The 14560-nt window shown below is 64.8% G+C and carries 13 protein-coding genes; 9 read left to right on the forward strand and 4 right to left on the reverse strand.

Annotation, left to right across the window (positions count from 1 at the left end; genetic code table 11):
• The first annotated feature begins 130 nt into the window (after positions 1 to 130).
• Genes ASE39_RS06025 through ASE39_RS06040 form a run of 4 tightly spaced genes read left to right on the forward strand, consistent with a single transcriptional unit; the run spans position 131 to position 3526 of the window.
• The gene (locus ASE39_RS06025) at positions 131 to 400 is read left to right on the forward strand and encodes a type II toxin-antitoxin system prevent-host-death family antitoxin (protein WP_057270550.1); all 270 of its coding nucleotides are present in this window, start codon (positions 131 to 133) and stop codon (positions 398 to 400) included.
• Positions 397 to 831 carry a type II toxin-antitoxin system VapC family toxin gene (locus tag ASE39_RS06030; RefSeq protein ID WP_057270551.1) on the forward strand — a complete coding sequence of 145 codons (435 nt, stop codon included), beginning with the start codon at positions 397 to 399 and terminating at the stop codon, positions 829 to 831. The genes ASE39_RS06025 and ASE39_RS06030 overlap by 4 nt, the downstream gene beginning before the upstream one ends.
• Before the next feature lie 43 nt (positions 832 to 874).
• Entirely contained in the window at positions 875 to 2494 is a 1620-nt protein-coding gene (gene guaA / locus ASE39_RS06035) for a glutamine-hydrolyzing GMP synthase (protein WP_057270552.1), read from the forward strand.
• 30 nt (positions 2495 to 2524) lie between these two features.
• The gene (locus ASE39_RS06040) at positions 2525 to 3526 is read left to right on the forward strand and encodes an acyltransferase family protein (protein ID WP_057270553.1); all 1002 of its coding nucleotides are present in this window, start codon (positions 2525 to 2527) and stop codon (positions 3524 to 3526) included.
• Positions 3527 to 3593: 67 nt separating this feature from the next.
• On the opposite strand, the gene ASE39_RS06045 is transcribed toward ASE39_RS06040, so the two are convergent.
• The gene (locus ASE39_RS06045; protein WP_010458075.1) at positions 3594 to 4490 is read right to left on the reverse strand and encodes a hypothetical protein; all 897 of its coding nucleotides are present in this window, start codon (positions 4488 to 4490) and stop codon (positions 3594 to 3596) included.
• 403 nt (positions 4491 to 4893) lie between these two features.
• Here ASE39_RS06045 and ASE39_RS06050 point away from each other — a divergent pair, with 403 nt between their 5' ends.
• Positions 4894 to 5964 carry a DUF6352 family protein gene (locus ASE39_RS06050; RefSeq protein WP_057270554.1) on the forward strand — a complete coding sequence of 357 codons (1071 nt, stop codon included), beginning with the start codon at positions 4894 to 4896 and terminating at the stop codon, positions 5962 to 5964.
• Positions 5965 to 6065: 101 nt separating this feature from the next.
• Here the strand turns inward: ASE39_RS06050 and putA are convergent, their stop codons facing one another.
• Positions 6066 to 9812 carry a trifunctional transcriptional regulator/proline dehydrogenase/L-glutamate gamma-semialdehyde dehydrogenase gene (putA, locus tag ASE39_RS06055; RefSeq protein WP_057270645.1) on the reverse strand — a complete coding sequence of 1249 codons (3747 nt, stop codon included), beginning with the start codon at positions 9810 to 9812 and terminating at the stop codon, positions 6066 to 6068.
• Between the two features lie 139 nt (positions 9813 to 9951).
• On the opposite strand from putA, the gene ASE39_RS06060 reads away from it, so the two are divergent.
• From ASE39_RS06060 to rlmD, 3 genes are all read left to right on the forward strand, one after another.
• Positions 9952 to 10425 carry an Lrp/AsnC ligand binding domain-containing protein gene (locus ASE39_RS06060; protein WP_057270555.1) on the forward strand — a complete coding sequence of 158 codons (474 nt, stop codon included), beginning with the start codon at positions 9952 to 9954 and terminating at the stop codon, positions 10423 to 10425.
• 113 nt (positions 10426 to 10538) lie between these two features.
• A complete protein-coding gene (locus ASE39_RS06065) occupies positions 10539 to 10850 on the forward strand; it encodes a hypothetical protein (protein ID WP_010458084.1) in 312 nt (103 codons plus the stop codon).
• 100 nt (positions 10851 to 10950) lie between these two features.
• Positions 10951 to 12414, forward strand: a complete 1464-nt coding sequence (gene rlmD / locus ASE39_RS06070) for a 23S rRNA (uracil(1939)-C(5))-methyltransferase RlmD (RefSeq protein WP_010458086.1) — start codon at positions 10951 to 10953, stop codon at positions 12412 to 12414.
• 69 nt (positions 12415 to 12483) lie between these two features.
• Here rlmD and ASE39_RS06075 read toward each other — a convergent pair whose 3' ends face one another.
• Together ASE39_RS06075 and ASE39_RS06080 are read right to left on the reverse strand one after the other, a co-directional pair.
• On the reverse strand, positions 12484 to 12858 hold the full coding sequence (locus ASE39_RS06075) for a hypothetical protein (RefSeq protein ID WP_010458088.1): 375 nt from the start codon (positions 12856 to 12858) through the stop codon (positions 12484 to 12486).
• 115 nt (positions 12859 to 12973) lie between these two features.
• The gene (locus ASE39_RS06080) at positions 12974 to 13669 is read right to left on the reverse strand and encodes a Bax inhibitor-1/YccA family protein (RefSeq protein WP_010458089.1); all 696 of its coding nucleotides are present in this window, start codon (positions 13667 to 13669) and stop codon (positions 12974 to 12976) included.
• 236 nt (positions 13670 to 13905) lie between these two features.
• Between ASE39_RS06080 and ASE39_RS06085 the strand changes: the two genes are divergently transcribed.
• Positions 13906 to 14313, forward strand: coding sequence for a heme-binding protein (locus tag ASE39_RS06085; protein WP_010458090.1), 408 nt, complete (start codon positions 13906 to 13908; stop codon positions 14311 to 14313).
• Positions 14314 to 14560: the final 247 nt, after the last annotated feature.

Below are 14560 nucleotides of genomic sequence, written 5' to 3' on the forward strand. Positions count from 1 at the left end.
CAGGACATTGGTCTGGTCTACCGTCGGAGATTCTGAGTCTGGCCTGATTGAAAATATCTGGTCAGAATGATATAGTCTGGTCTGAATTCGCCATTCAGGCCAGACTTTTTCTTTTGGGGTTCACGCATCCATGCAGTCCGTCGGCATCTACGAAGCCAAGAGCAGGTTCTCTGCCCTGATCGAGCTGGTCGAGCAGGGCGAGGAAGTGCGCATCACCCGCCACGGCAAAGAGGTGGTGCGCCTGCTGCCCGTGCGCCGTCGCCCCGTCATCACCGACGAGCAGATTGCCCGCGAACTGGGCCAGATGGATGCTCTTCACGCCAGCATCCGCCCCGCAGGCGAGGCCGCCACTACCGCCGCCCCCGACACCTTGCGCCGCAAGGGCAGGGCCGCAGCATGACCGCCTTCGTCCTCGACGCTTCCGTCACCGCCGCCTGGCTGCTGCCCGACGCGGCCAGTGAGCACACGCGCCGCCTGTACACCTTGATCCGCCGCGACGAGGTTGAGCCCCAGGCCCCCAACCTCTGGCAGTGGGAGTGCAGCAACCTCATCAGCAGCGGCGTGCACAGCGGCCGCATCCCGCCCGCATCGGTCGAAGGCCTGTGGGGCGTGCTCGAGGCCATTCGTCACCGCGTCGAATTGCACGACCTGGCCCCTGCCCAGCACAAGGCGGTGCTCGACGTGGCGCTCGACACCGGCCTGCCCACCTTCGATGCCGCTTACCTGTGGCTGGCCCGCTCCCTGCGCCTGCCCCTGGCCACGTTCGACCCCGCCCAGGCAGCCGCCGCCAAGCGCAGCGGCGTACCGCTTCTCGACCTCTCCAGCCTCTGAGCAGGCGCCCCATTTTTTGCCATCCCCTCGACCACCCACCGCCATGCAACACCAGAAAATCCTCATCCTCGATTTCGGCTCGCAAGTCACCCAGCTCATCGCCCGCCGCGTGCGCGAGGCCAATGTGTACTGCGAAGTGCACCCGTGCGATGTGACCGACGAATGGGTGCGTGACTATGCCAAGGACGGTTCGCTCAAGGGCATCATCCTGTCGGGCAGCCATGCCAGCGTGACCGAAGACACCACCGACCGCGCCCCGCAGGCCGTGTTCGATCTGGGCCTGCCCGTGCTGGGCATTTGCTACGGCATGCAAACCATGGCGCAGCAACTGGGTGGCAAGGTCGAAACCGGCCACAAGCGCGAGTTCGGCTTTGCCGCCGTGCGCGCCCGCGGCCACACCGCACTGCTCAAGGATATTGCCGACTTCACCACCGCTGAAGGCCACGGCATGCTCAACGTGTGGATGAGCCACGGCGACAAGGTCACAGAACTGCCCCCGGGCTTCAAACTCATGGCCAGCACCGACAGCTGCCCCATCGCCGGCATGGCCGACGAAGAGCGCCGCTTCTACGCCCTGCAGTTCCACCCCGAAGTCACGCACACCGTGCAGGGCAGGGCGCTGCTCGACCGCTTCGTGCTCGGCATCTGCGGCACCAGCCCCGACTGGGTCATGCGCGACCACATTGCCGAGGCGGTGGAACAGATCCGCCAGCAGGTGGGTAACGAGGAAGTGATCCTCGGCCTCTCAGGCGGCGTCGATTCGTCCGTGGCCGCAGCGCTCATTCACCGCGCCATCGGCGACCAGCTCACCTGCGTGTTCGTCGACCACGGCCTGCTGCGCCTGAACGAAGGCGACATGGTCATGGACATGTTCGTCGGCAAGCTGCACGCCAAGGTCATCCGCGTGGACGCCAGCGACCTGTTCCTGGGCAAGCTGGCGGGCGTGAGCGAGCCCGAAGCCAAGCGCAAGATCATCGGCGGCCTGTTCGTCGACGTGTTCAAGGCCGAAGCCGCGAAACTGAAGGCCGGTGACGGAGGCCACAAGGGCGCTACCTTCCTGGCCCAGGGCACCATCTACCCCGATGTCATCGAATCCGGCGGCGCCAAGAGCAAGAAGGCCGTCACCATCAAGAGCCACCACAACGTGGGCGGCCTGCCCGAGCAGCTGGGCCTGAAGCTGCTGGAGCCCCTGCGCGACTTGTTCAAGGACGAAGTGCGCGAACTCGGCGTGGCCCTGGGCCTGCCGCCCGAAATGGTCTACCGCCACCCATTCCCCGGCCCGGGCCTGGGCGTGCGCATTTTGGGCGAGGTGAAAAAAGAATACGCCGACCTGCTGCGCCGCGCCGACGCGATCTTCATTGAAGAGCTGCGCAACCATGTGGACGAAGCCACCGGCAAGAACTGGTACGACCTTACCAGCCAGGCCTTCACCGTCTTCCTGCCGGTCAAGAGCGTGGGCGTGATGGGCGATGGCCGCACTTATGACTACGTGGTCGCCCTGCGCGCCGTGCAGACCAGCGACTTCATGACCGCCGACTGGGCCGAGCTGCCGTACGCCCTGCTCAAGAAGGTGTCGGGGCGCATCATCAACGAGGTGCGGGGCATCAACCGCGTGACGTACGACGTGAGCAGCAAGCCGCCGGCGACGATTGAGTGGGAATAACAAGCACTGTCACGCCAAGACCTTGAAACAATGATCTGGCTTGATGCTGCGAGGGTCGTCTCGATCCTGGCCGTGGTGGTCCTGCACGTGGCCGCCAGCGTGGTGACCCTGACCGCGCTGGGCTCCTCCGGCTGGTGGTACGGCAATCTGTACGACGCACTCGTGCGCTGGTGTGTGCCGGTGTTCGTGATGGTGAGTGGGGCGTTGTTGCTCGACCCCCGCAAGACCGAGAGCGTGGCCGAGTTCTACCGCAAGCGGGCGGCACGGGTCCTGCTGCCAATTGCTTTCTGGAGCGCGGTTTACATTCTCTGGAACCACCGGGGGGCCCTGGCCGAGCTGCGCGCGATGGATGTCTTGCACAGCGTTGCCAGAGGGTGGCCTCACTACCATCTGTGGTTTCTGTACATGATCCTGTGCCTGTACCTGTTCGTTCCCTTTTTGAGAACGCTGGTCCGCAACACAAACCGGCGCGATCTGTGGTGGCTCGTGGCCTTGATGTTTGTGCTGTCTGGCGTGAACGAGTTTTCCCGCGTCTTCTCTGGCGATGGAGCGGGCCTCTTCATCAACTGGTTTCTGCCGTACCTGCCGTACTTCCTCTGCGGCTACCTGATCCAGACCTGTGACAGGAAAATCCCCTTGGCTGTGTTGATGGCGGTCTTTGGGTTGGCTGTGGCGGTCACCGCCGTGGGCTGTTACTGGCTGGGCCGTGCGCAAGGGCTGGACAAAGGGCTGTATTTTTATGGCTACCTGAGCCTGTCCGTCGTTCCCATGTCGATCAGCGTGATGCTGATGCTCAAGCGATGCACGTTGGCGGGTAGATGGGCGCAGTCTGTTCAGCGGGTTGCTCCGTTGACGCTGGGCGTCTATCTGGTGCACCCCATTTTGCTGGAGTTGTTCAGGGAATACGGTTTCAAGCCCGAGGACCATGCGCCGTTGCTCACCGTGCCGCTTGTGGCTGCTCTGGTGTTTGGGGGCGCGCTGGTGGTGGCACTGGTTTTCCACCGTATCTCCTGGTTGAAGAGGTTCATTTAGGCGGACCATGCCAGACCGCGCCTTCCCCCGCCCATGGAAGAAGGCAAACCCCGATGCTGGGCCAGGATCAGGCTTTGGCTTCGCCTGTGACCGGGTCGTAGGCGATTCCGTCGAAGTTGATGATGCTGTTCGTGGCGGAGTCGTAGGTGGTCAGGCGGTAGGTGTCGGCACCTTTTCCGTCCAGGCCGATGTACGGTGCGCGGGCAAAAACGACGCGGTTGTTCTGGGCCACGATTTCGTCGGGCGTCCAGCGGTTGTTCATGAGCCATTCCGACGGATTGACGCCGTCGGGCACCTCGACAACGCCATCCGTTCGCATCTTGGCGAGTGTCGGGTCCATGTTGAACCCCTCGGCCGCCAGCAGCCTGGCGGTGTTTTTCTTGTAGAACGATGCAGTCTCCGAAGGCATCTCGGTCAGGTCGCTCTTGACGAGCGTCGAGCCATCCGTCGGGAACTTGGACAGTTTGCCGCTGCGAATGGCTTCATAGTCGGCCGCAAATTCGGGGTGGTTCTTGAAGAACATGTAGCGGCCGACCACTTCCTGGTCCCCACCGCTCAGCGACATCGAAATCATCCGCACATAGTCCGGCACTTCATAGTCTTCTGCAAAAGTGTCGCCCAGGTCACTTTCCCATTCGCGAAATTCTTCCAGGTTGCTGAAGGGCGCCTTGACTGCGGCCTGGGTCGTCCCGGTTTCCGTCGCGGCCTTGCTGCTGTAGAGGGCCGCAGTGGATTGGTAGGGTTTGGTTTGTGCGGCAGTGGTGGTAGCCCCGGTGGTGCCAGCCGCTGTTCCCTGCGCCGCCTCGGCAGACAGCTGTTCCAGCGTGGTCTGCAGTTCTTTGAGAAAGGTGACAGGGTCTGCGCCCGCGTGATTCTGGGCCGTGCGCTCGGCCGCCTTGGCCGCCATGGTGCTGGAGACGCCCAGGGACGTCAGCATGTTGGTGGCTTGTGAAATATCGAGCATCTTGCGACTCCTTCAATGGACTGGCAGTCCATGGCGTGGCACCGGGCCAATCACCGGGCCGATGGGGGTTCTATGGACGTTGCCCTGATGGTCCCTGAATTCGCCCGCGCCAATCCCGGGGTAAGCAGCGGAAAAACGGTGCTTTTCGGTACGAGGCCGCACCCTTTTCGCTGATGGGGTCGGGGCAGTCGGCGAGAGGCGCCCGCGCCCCGCATAAGCTGTGCAGAATGCGATGGCAGCAGTCACCGCCTGTGCCCGCGCCGTGCCGCAACCTTCTGTGAAACCACCCGTTGCACGCCCACATCCACCCCAGCTTCCACCCCACGTCCTCCATGGTCCGACCCTTGATGCCCCCCACTGGCCCCCTCACAACGCTCTTCCCCCTGGGGCAAAGGGCCTTCGCATGACGGCGCCCGCTGATTTCTGGCCCGGATGCGGCTTTCAGGCACTGGCCCGGGATACGCGCGGCTGGCTGGTGCCCACCGATGCGTACCTGCAATGGCTGCTGACCCGACCCGAACTGGCCCTGGTGCCAGAGTCGTGCCCGTCGGAGGTGGCTTTGCACGAATCGCTGGCCGCTTCGCCCGCACGCAGCGTCGCCCCTCAGGAGCTGGCCGCGGTGCAGGACAGCGATGCGCGTGAGAACTACACCGTGTTCCTGCGATTTCGGGATGCGCTGATGGAGGCGGGTTCGCTGGAGGCCTGCTATCTGCAGCTCATGCGCAGCGGGGCCGTCAACATCCCGGCCGTGTTCATCGACGCCATGGTGCAGGCCGTGCTGCGCCATCTGCTGGACCGCTGTGACGATGCCATGGAGGCGCGCGCGGCCGAGATGCTGTTTCGCCCGCAGCGCATTGCGCAGCAAAGCGGGCAGATGCTGGCTGGCGATAGGACCACGCTCGACCTGCTCAACGAGACCGCCGGGCTGGGGGACGTAGGCCGTCTGCTGCTGCAAAGCGGAGCGTTGCAGCCCGCCATCGACCTGCAGGTGCTCACGGCCGACAACGCGCCGCTGTATTGGGCGCAAAGCGACCGGCACCACTTCTTGCTCGACCTGACCCACGAACTGACACAGGACCTGAGCCATGGCCTCACCTTCAAGATGACGCGCGCCCGCTCGGGCCTCAAGGCGCTGTCGGGGGTGCTGGAGCGCTGGGTGCTGCACTTTCTGGGTGTGCAGGTGCACATCGAGCCTGTGCACCAGGTCACCGACAGTGCGTGGCGTTGGCACGTGGGGCTGGATGTGGAGTCCACGGCCATCCTCAACGACCTGTATGAGGACCGGCCGGTGGATGCCGACCGCATGGCGCGCCTGGTAAGCCTGTTTACGCTGACTTTCGGCAACCCAGCCGAGATGCGCGCCGATGTGGCGGGCAAGCCGGTGTACTTGGGTCTGGCCACCACGGCCGAGGGCGTGGTGCGCATCAAGCCGCAGAACCTGTTGCTCAATCTTCCACTAGCGTCTTCATCTTGAAATGCTATTGAATAAATAGCTGCTAGCGCTTGATCAATAAGCGATAGCAGCCAAATTGGTTCAAATTTCTCCCTGATGGATGAGCACCAAGTGCCGTGCGTTCATCCAATCGTCATCAGGCTCGCATTGCCTCCGGCCGCCGCCGTGTTCACGCTCAGCGCGCGTTCGATGAGCAGGCGCTCCAGCGGGATGTCGGTCGCGCCGGGCTGGAGCGCGGTCACGCCCACGATGGGTCCGGCGCGGCGGGCGAGGGCGGTGCACACCGCCTGCAGTGATGCGGCGTCGCCATGGTGCAGCACGGCATCCAGTTCCAGGGTGCCGTCGTTCGGTGTGTTGTCCTGCAGCATGACCTGCGCCTGCACCAGCGTGGGCAATTGGGTGCGCAGGCTAGCCTGGGCGTTGGGCCACAGGGCCGTGCCACCGGTGGCGAGCACGGCGGCGGTTTGCGCCAGCAGGTCGTCCACACCTTGCGCCACGCACAGCACGCGGGCACGGGGGGCCAGGGTGTAGACGTTGCGCTCGCCCGTGGGGCCGGGCAGGGTGCGGGCCGTGCCGCTTTGGGTTTCCTGGGCAAAGCGCTCGCAGGTGCTGGCCAGGGCTGCATTGCCTTGTTGCTGGGCCCATTGCTGCAGGGTGGCCAGGGGCGCCAGCAGGCGCTCGCGCACGGCTTCCTCGGGTGGCGTGGCGCGGTCAGCTTGGGCAAAGGTGCGTGCCAGCGCATCGGCCGGGCGCTGCGACAGCAGGCGCAGCAGGTACAGCGGCCCGCCTGCCTTGGGCCCCGTGCCCGACAGGCCCTCGCCGCCAAAGGGCTGCACGCCCACTACTGCGCCCACCATGTTGCGGTTGACGTACACGTTGCCTGCGTGGGCGCGGTTCACCACGCGGGCAATGGTTTCGTCGATGCGGGTGTGTACGCCCTGCGTGAGGCCGTAGCCGGTGGCGTTGATCTGGTCGAGCAGCTGGTCCAGGTCGTTGCGTGCGTAGCGCACCAGATGCAGCACAGGGCCGAAGACTTCGCGTTGCAGCTCGCCGATGTGGTTCAGCTCGATCAGCGTGGGGGGGACAAAGGTGCCTTGGCTGGTCGCGGTCGCAAGGTGCTGCGGGTGCTGGAACACCCGATGGCCTTGGGCCTTGAATTTCTCGATGTGCTGGGCGATGCCTGCTTGTGCTTCGGCATCGATCACCGGACCTACGTCCACGCGCAACTCGCCGGGGTTGCCCACGCGCAGTTCGCCCATGGCACCTTGCAGCATCTCCACCACGCGGTCCGCAGCGTCTTCCTGCACGCACAACACGCGCAGCGCCGAGCAGCGCTGCCCTGCGCTGTCAAAGGCGGACGACACGGCATCGCCCACCACCTGTTCCACCAGCGCGGACGAGTCCACGATCATCGCGTTCTGCCCGCCGGTCTCTGCGATCAGCGGGATGGGGCGGCCTGCGGCATCCAGCCGCCCGGCCACGGTGCGCTGCAGGATGCGGGCGACTTCGGTGGAGCCTGTGAACATCACGCCCATCACGCGGGCGTCGCCGATCAGGCGGGCGCCCACGGTTTCGCCCTGGCCGGGCAGTAGCTGCACGGCGGCGCGGGGCACGCCGGCCTGCCACAGCAGGCGCACGGCCTCGGCGGCGATCAGCGGGGTTTGCTCTGACGGCTTGGCCAGCACGGGGTTGCCAGCGGCCAGCGCGGCCGCCACCTGGCCCATGAAGATGGCGAGCGGGAAGTTCCAGGGGCTGATGCAGGCCACGGGGCCCAGTGGGAGGTGGGTGGTGTTGTCGAAGGTGCTTTGCACCTGGGCTGCGTAATAGCGCAGGAAGTCCACGGCTTCGCGCACTTCGGCGATGGCGTTGCTGGCGCTCTTGCCTGCTTCGCGCATCAGCAGGCACATGAGGGGCTGGATGCGCTCCTCCAGCAAGTCGGCCGTGCGCAGCAGCGCGGCAGCACGCTCGGCAGGCGGTGTGGCCGCCCAGGGGACTGCGGCGGCCTCGGCATGGGCCAGGGCCTGGTCCACGTCGGCAGTGGTGGCCTCTTGCACGTTACCCACCACGTCGCTGTGGTCGGCGGGGTTGCGCACGGGCTGGTTGGGGCCTGCAGGGGCATCGGTCCCCAGCAAGGGAGCCGCCGTCCAGACATGGGCCGCCGTGGCTTGCAGGGCGGTGGCCAGTTCGGTCAGCGTGTTCTCGTTTGACAGGTCCAGCCCGCGCGAGTTGGCGCGGTTGGCGCCATACAGGCCCTGGGGCGTGGCAATGCGGGGGTGGGGCAGGCCCGCGGCGCCTTCCACCGCAGCTTGCTGGTCCACCACTTGCACGGGGCTCTTGACCAGATCGTCCAGTGCAATCGTTTCGTCGGCAATGCGGTTCACGAACGAGGTGTTGGCGCCGTTTTCCAGCAGGCGGCGCACCAGGTAGGCCAGCAGGGTTTCGTGCGTGCCCACGGGGGCGTAGATGCGGCACGGGCGGCCCAGCTTGCCCGCAGTGATCGCGCCCACCACCTGCTCATACAGCGGCTCGCCCATGCCGTGCAGGCACTGGAATTCGTATTGCCCGGCGTAGTAGTTGCTGCCCGCCAGTTGGTAGATGGTGGCCACCGTCTCGGCGTTGTGGGTGGCGAACTGGGGGTACACGGCTTCGGGCGCGGCCAGCAGCTTCTTGGCGCAGGCGATGTAGGAAATGTCGGTGTGCACCTTGCGGGTGTAGACGGGGTAGTCCGCGAGGCCATCGACCTGGGCGCGCTTGATTTCGCTGTCCCAGTACGCGCCCTTCACCAGGCGCACCATCAGGCGGCGCTGGGTGCGGCGCGCCAAGTCCACCACATAGTCGATGACGAAGGGGCAGCGCTTTTGGTAGGCCTGGATCACAAAACCAATGCCGTTCCAGCCCGCCAGGGTGGGTTCGTGGCACAGGCGCTCCAGCAGGTCCAGCGACAGCTCCAGGCGGTCGGTTTCTTCGGCGTCGATGTTCAGGCCAATGTCGTACTGCTTGGCCAGCGCGGTCAGGCGCAACACCAGCGGGTACAGCTCGTCCATCACGCGGCCAAACTGTGCGCGGCTGTAGCGCGGGTGCAGGGCCGACAGCTTGATGGAGATGCCCGGCCCTTCATAGATGCCACGCCCGGCAGAGGCTTTGCCAATCGCATGGATGGCCTGCTCATACGACGCGTAGTAGCGCTTGGCATCCTCGCTGGTCAGCGCCGCCTCACCCAGCATGTCGTACGAATAGCGAAAGCCCTCGGCTTCCATCGTGCGGGCGTTGCGCAGGGCTTCGTCGATGGTCTCGCCGGTCACAAATTGCTCGCCCATCATGCGCATGGCCATGTCCACGCCCTTGCGGATCAGCGGCTCGCCGCCCTTGCCGATCAGGCGGCTGAGCGAGTTGCCCAGGCTGCCTTCGCTGTGCGTGGCCACCAGCTTGCCGGTGATGAGCAGGCCCCAGGTGGCCGCGTTGACGAACAGCGAGGGGCTTTTGCCCAGGTGGGCATCCCACTGGCCGTGGCTGATCTTGTCGCGGATCAGCGCATCGCGTGTGGCCTTGTCGGGGATGCGCAGCAGCGCCTCGGCCAGGCACATCAGCGCTACGCCTTCTTGCGACGACAGCGAAAACTCCTGCAGCAGCCCCTGCACGATGCCCGCACGCCCGGCGCTGGCCTTGCGTTCGCGCAGCGCCTTGGCAATGCGCAGCGCCAGTTGCTCGGCGGACGCCGCTTGGTCGGCAGGAAGTCGGGCCTGGGCCAGCAGCGGGGCCAGGGCTTCGGGCTCGGGGCGGCGGGTGGCGGCGGTGATGGCAGCGCGCAGCGGGTTGTTCAGCGGTGTGCGGGGTGCGAAGTCTGCAAACGGGGCGGAGGGCTGCGTCATGGCGGTGTCTTTCAGGGGTTTGGCGGGGCCCAACACGGTGGGAAGTGTTGGTTGGGCGCGTTATTAGCGATGATCCTTGGGTTGTTGATGAATAAATGGTTGAAAATTGGCGCTGAAGCCGAATAAAACTCTAATCGACATGCAAACAGAACCCGATATGGACCGCATTGACCGCAAGATCCTGTCAATCCTGCAGGAAGACGGCCGCATTGCCAACCTCAAGCTGGCCGAGGCTGTAGCCCTGTCGCCCACGGCCGTGCTGGCGCGGGTACAACGCCTCACGCGCGATGGCTTCATCCTGGGCTACGAGGCGCGCCTGAACCCCCTGAAGCTGGGCGCGGGAATGCTGGTGTTTGTAGAGGTGCTGCTGGACCGCACCACGCCCAACGTGTTCGACCAGTTCAAGGCTGCCGTGCAGGTCCACCCCGAGATCATGGAATGCCACATGGTGGCGGGCGGGTTCGACTACCTGCTCAAAACCCGCTCAGCCGATATGAATGCCTACCGCGTGTTTGCGGGGAACGTGCTGTGGCAACTGCCGGGCGTGCGCGAGACGCGTACCTATGCGGTGATGGAGGAGGTCAAGCACACCAACCACCTGCATCTGCGTTGAAAGCCACGTGGAGAGTGCAACGACACCGCAGCCTCCAGGCCACACCCACATTGGCTCGACCTGCCAAAGCCCGCATAATGCCCAGCAGACCTGCCAGATTGAGGAGAAGAACCATGATCCGCTTCCCATACGCTGCTGCTGCCCTGCTGGCAGCCGCCTTTTTCAGCCAGTCGGCCGCGGCCTCGTGCTACGTGGTCTACGGCCCCGACAAGGACATCGTGTACCGCGCGCCGGAGCCGCCGGTGGACATGTCCTACCAGATTCACCAGACCCTGCCTCTCGTTGCCCCGGGCTCCACGCTGGTGTTCTCGCCCGACAACCACAACTGCGACCTCCCCATCAACAAGCTGCCTCTGGCGTCCGCACAGGGGGCCACGGGCTCCATGGGCATGGGCGGCCGTCCTGCCCGCGCAGATCGCGGCTAAGAAGCGGCTCACGATCCCCTGCGCGATCGTGAGCAGGTTCTCAGGACCCCGGTGCGGCGGCCCCGGCGGAAGGGCGTCCCGGGCCTGAGACAATCGGGGGATGAGCGAACCGAAAGAACTATCCCCCGCGTTTGAACCGACCGAGCAGAATTCCCAGGGCGACCTGCCCGAGGGCTGGCTGCAGGTCCAGTCCATGGACCTGGATGCCCAGGGCGTCGCCCGCAAGCCCGACGGCAAGGTCATCTTCATCGACGGTGCCTTGCCATTCGAGCTGGTTACCGCCAACACCCACCGCAAAAAGAACAACTGGGAGCAGGCCAGCCTGTTGGCGATTCACCGTGAATCGTCGCAGCGCGTGCGCCCTGGCTGCCCACACTTTGGCCTGCATGCCGGTGCCTGCGGCGGCTGCAAGATGCAGCATCTGCATGTCGGCGCCCAAGTGGCCGTCAAGCAGCGGGTGCTGGAAGACAACCTCTGGCACCTGGGCAAGGTCAAGGCCCAGACCATGCTGCGCCCCATCGAAGGCCCGTCCTGGGGCTATCGCTACCGCGCCCGGCTGTCCGTGCGCCATGTGATCAAGAAGGGCCAGGTGCTGATCGGCTTTCATGAACGCAAAAGCCGCTATGTGGCAGACATGCAGCAGTGCCCTGTGCTGCCGCCCCATGTGGACGCCATGCTGATGCCCTTGCGGGCGCTGATTGCAGGCATGGACGCACGCGACACCTGCCCACAGATCGAACTGGCCTGTGGCGACACCGTGACTGCCATGGTGCTGCGCCACCTGGAGCCGCTGAGCGCGGATGACCTCGCCCGGCTGCGCGCCTTTGCGGCCGAGCACCACGTGCAATGGTGGCTGCAGCCCAAGGGGCCGGACACCGTGAAGCTGCTGGACGAAGGCGGCGAGCAGCTGTCGTATGCACTGCCGGACTTCGGCATCACCATGCCCTTCAAGCCCACCGATTTCACGCAGGTGAACCCGCACATCAACCGCGTGCTGGTGTCGCGCGCGCTGCGCCTGCTGGATGTGCAGCCCCATGAGCGTGTGATCGACTGGTTCTGTGGCCTGGGCAACTTCACACTGCCGCTGGCCACGCAGGCCCGCGAGGTGCTGGGCATTGAGGGCAGCGAGGCGCTGGTGGCACGTTCGCGCGAAAACTATGCCTTGAATCAGGCCGTCGCGCATGACCATAAAGCGCTGGCAGCTACTGATTTTGTAGCGCGCAACCTGTTCGAGATGACCCCAGAGATGCTGGTGGCCGACGGATCTGCCGACAAATGGCTGGTGGACCCGCCCCGCGAAGGCGCATTCGCCCTGGCCAAGGCCCTTGCGGACATCGAGCAGGCGCGCATCGGTGCCGAGGGCGCAGGGCCATTGCCTGCTGGGGCCGAGGGCTGGACGCCCCCGAAACGCATCGTCTACGTGAGCTGCAACCCCGCCACGCTGGCCCGCGATGCCGGGCTGCTGGTCCACCTGGGGGGCTACCAGTGCACGGCGGCGGGCATGGTGAACATGTTCCCGCACACGGCCCACGTGGAGAGCATGGCGGTGTTCGAGCGCGTCTGAGCCCAAGGCGAGGGCAGGGCGGCCACTGTGCTGGCTGCCCCCTCAGATGCTGATGGCGGGATGGGGTTGTTAGCTGCGACTGCGGCTGGCAGCGGGGTCGCGGGGTTCGGTCTCGATGTCGCCGGACCGCTCTGTGCGTTCGGGCTTTTCCACCTTGCCGAGCACCGAAGGTGTGCCTTCCAGCTTGTTCTCGCGCATGTAGGCGTCCATGTCCTTCCACCCGGCAAACACCGAGGCCTTGGCGGCCTTGGGGTTCAGGGTGTAGCAGTCTTCCAGGCCCCGCAGTGCGTGGCGGCAGGCGCCGCCGATGGCCTTGGCTTCCTCCTCACGCTGGGCGACGCGCGGGTCCGGGCCCAGGCCGGGAATCTTGTCGCAGGCAGTCAGCAGCAGGATGCTGGAGAGAGCCAGCAGCCGCAATGCGGTGGAGGAAGGTTTGCGATACATGTACTTGCATTATCGGCACGCCGTGCGCGCTATTGAGGCCCGGGCGGCGCAAAGGTACAAGAAAAAAGGCTCCCGGAGGAGCCTTTGAGGATGGTCACACGCGAGTACGAGGGGATCAGTCCCGCTCGCCACCCATGATGCCCAGCAGGGCCAGCAGGCTCTGGAACACATTGAAGATGTCCAGGTACAGCGCCAGTGTGGCGCTGATGTAGTTGGTTTCGCCGCCGTCCAGGATCTGCTTCAGGTCATACAGCATGTAGGCGCTGAAGATGCCGATGGCAGCCACCGAGATCGCCATCATGCCGACCGAGGAGCCGACAAACACGTTGATGACGGCGCCGACCATGAGCACCAGTGCGCCCACCATCAGCCACTTGCCCATGCCCGAGAGGTCGCGCTTGATCACGCTGGCCAGGCTGGCCATCACGAAGAACACGCCTGCGGTGCCGGCAAAGGCCGTCATGATGAGGTCGGTACCGTTCTTGAAGCCCAGCACCATGCCGATCAGGCGCGAGAGCATGAGGCCCATGAAGAACGTGAAGGCCAGCAGCACCGGCACGCCAGCGGCCGAGCGCTTGGTCTTTTCGATCGCGAACATGAAGGCGAATGCGCCGCCCAGGAAAACGATCAGGCCCACGCCGCCGCGCAGCGACTGGGTGATGCCCGTGGCCACGCCCACCCAGGCGCCGAGCACCGTGGGGATCATGCTCAGCGCGAGCAGCCAGTAAGTATTGCGAAGCACCTTGTGGCGCTCTTCCTGCGAGATGCCATAGCCCGCAGAGTGGCCCAGGGTGGTGACTTGGTCATTCATCTTGTGTCTCTCCTTGTTGGCCTGCACAACGCAGACACGACAAATTTTAGGTGGTGATGGTTTTTGGCCTTGCAATAACCGCTTTGGGTCACCTACTTTTGGTAAGGGTTCTTTCACCCTGGGTGGGGGTGAAGGGCCGCTGCGATGCCGCTATGCTTGCCAGTTCTGGTGCCGGGGGCGGCCTGCTGGCAACCCTTTCACCCTCCATTTCATTTCTTCCTTTTCCGGATTGCTCCATGAAAACCAAACCCGAACTCGAACTGGCCGACGTCAAGGCGGTGGCCGCTGCGGCCGAAGCCGAAGCCCTGAAGAACAACTGGGCGGTAACGATCGCCATCGTCGACGATGGCGGCCACCTGCTGTGGCTGCAGCGCCTGGATGGCGCCGCCGCCGTGTCCTCGCACATCGCCCCGTCCAAGGCCCGCACGGCTGCCCTGGGCCGCCGTGAGAGCAAGGTGTATGAGGACGTCGTCAACGGGGGCCGCACGTCCTTCCTGAGCGCGCCTGGCATCGACGGCCTGCTCGAAGGCGGTGTGCCGATCCTCAAGGACGGCCAGTGCCTGGGTGCTGTGGGTGTGAGTGGCGTGAAGTCGACCGAGGATGCGCAAATTGCCCGTGCCGGGATTGCAGCGCTTGGGCTTTGATGCACATGGGTTATCGAAGGCGCTATTGAATTTATAGCTGCGAGCGCTTGTCCATCAAGCGCTAGCTGCCAAAAATCTTCAAATTTGCACTCCAAACCTGCATTCCCAACAAAAAAACCGGCCCAGTGGCCGGTTTTTTTGTTGGGTTCGAAGCTTCCTGGGGCGGGGAGAACTGGGCAGAAAAAAAGCCTGGCTACGCGGGCGAACCCGTTGGCTGGCAAAAACGACCCTTGCGAGCTTGTTGCAA

Origin of the sequence: Acidovorax sp. Root267 (genome assembly GCF_001429215.1) — a bacterium.
GTDB lineage: Bacteria > Pseudomonadota > Gammaproteobacteria > Burkholderiales > Burkholderiaceae_C > Acidovorax > Acidovorax radicis.

What these genes read in the sequence shown, in the direction of transcription:
- guaA (WP_057270552.1), top strand. Translation starts at nt 875, where the DNA reads ATGCAACACCAGAAAATCCTCATCCTCGATTTCGGCTCGCAAGTCACC.
- ASE39_RS06060 (WP_057270555.1), top strand. Translation starts at nt 9,952, where the DNA reads ATGCAAACAGAACCCGATATGGACCGCATTGACCGCAAGATCCTGTCA.
- ASE39_RS06040 (WP_057270553.1), top strand. Translation starts at nt 2,525, where the DNA reads ATGATCTGGCTTGATGCTGCGAGGGTCGTCTCGATCCTGGCCGTGGTG.
- ASE39_RS06080 (WP_010458089.1), bottom strand. Translation starts at nt 13,669, where the DNA reads ATGAATGACCAAGTCACCACCCTGGGCCACTCTGCGGGCTATGGCATC.
- putA (WP_057270645.1), bottom strand. Translation starts at nt 9,812, where the DNA reads ATGACGCAGCCCTCCGCCCCGTTTGCAGACTTCGCACCCCGCACACCG.
- ASE39_RS06075 (WP_010458088.1), bottom strand. Translation starts at nt 12,858, where the DNA reads ATGTATCGCAAACCTTCCTCCACCGCATTGCGGCTGCTGGCTCTCTCC.
- ASE39_RS06050 (WP_057270554.1), top strand. Translation starts at nt 4,894, where the DNA reads ATGACGGCGCCCGCTGATTTCTGGCCCGGATGCGGCTTTCAGGCACTG.
- rlmD (WP_010458086.1), top strand. Translation starts at nt 10,951, where the DNA reads ATGAGCGAACCGAAAGAACTATCCCCCGCGTTTGAACCGACCGAGCAG.
- ASE39_RS06085 (WP_010458090.1), top strand. Translation starts at nt 13,906, where the DNA reads ATGAAAACCAAACCCGAACTCGAACTGGCCGACGTCAAGGCGGTGGCC.
- ASE39_RS06030 (WP_057270551.1), top strand. Translation starts at nt 397, where the DNA reads ATGACCGCCTTCGTCCTCGACGCTTCCGTCACCGCCGCCTGGCTGCTG.
- ASE39_RS06065 (WP_010458084.1), top strand. Translation starts at nt 10,539, where the DNA reads ATGATCCGCTTCCCATACGCTGCTGCTGCCCTGCTGGCAGCCGCCTTT.
- ASE39_RS06025 (WP_057270550.1), top strand. Translation starts at nt 131, where the DNA reads ATGCAGTCCGTCGGCATCTACGAAGCCAAGAGCAGGTTCTCTGCCCTG.
- ASE39_RS06045 (WP_010458075.1), bottom strand. Translation starts at nt 4,490, where the DNA reads ATGCTCGATATTTCACAAGCCACCAACATGCTGACGTCCCTGGGCGTC.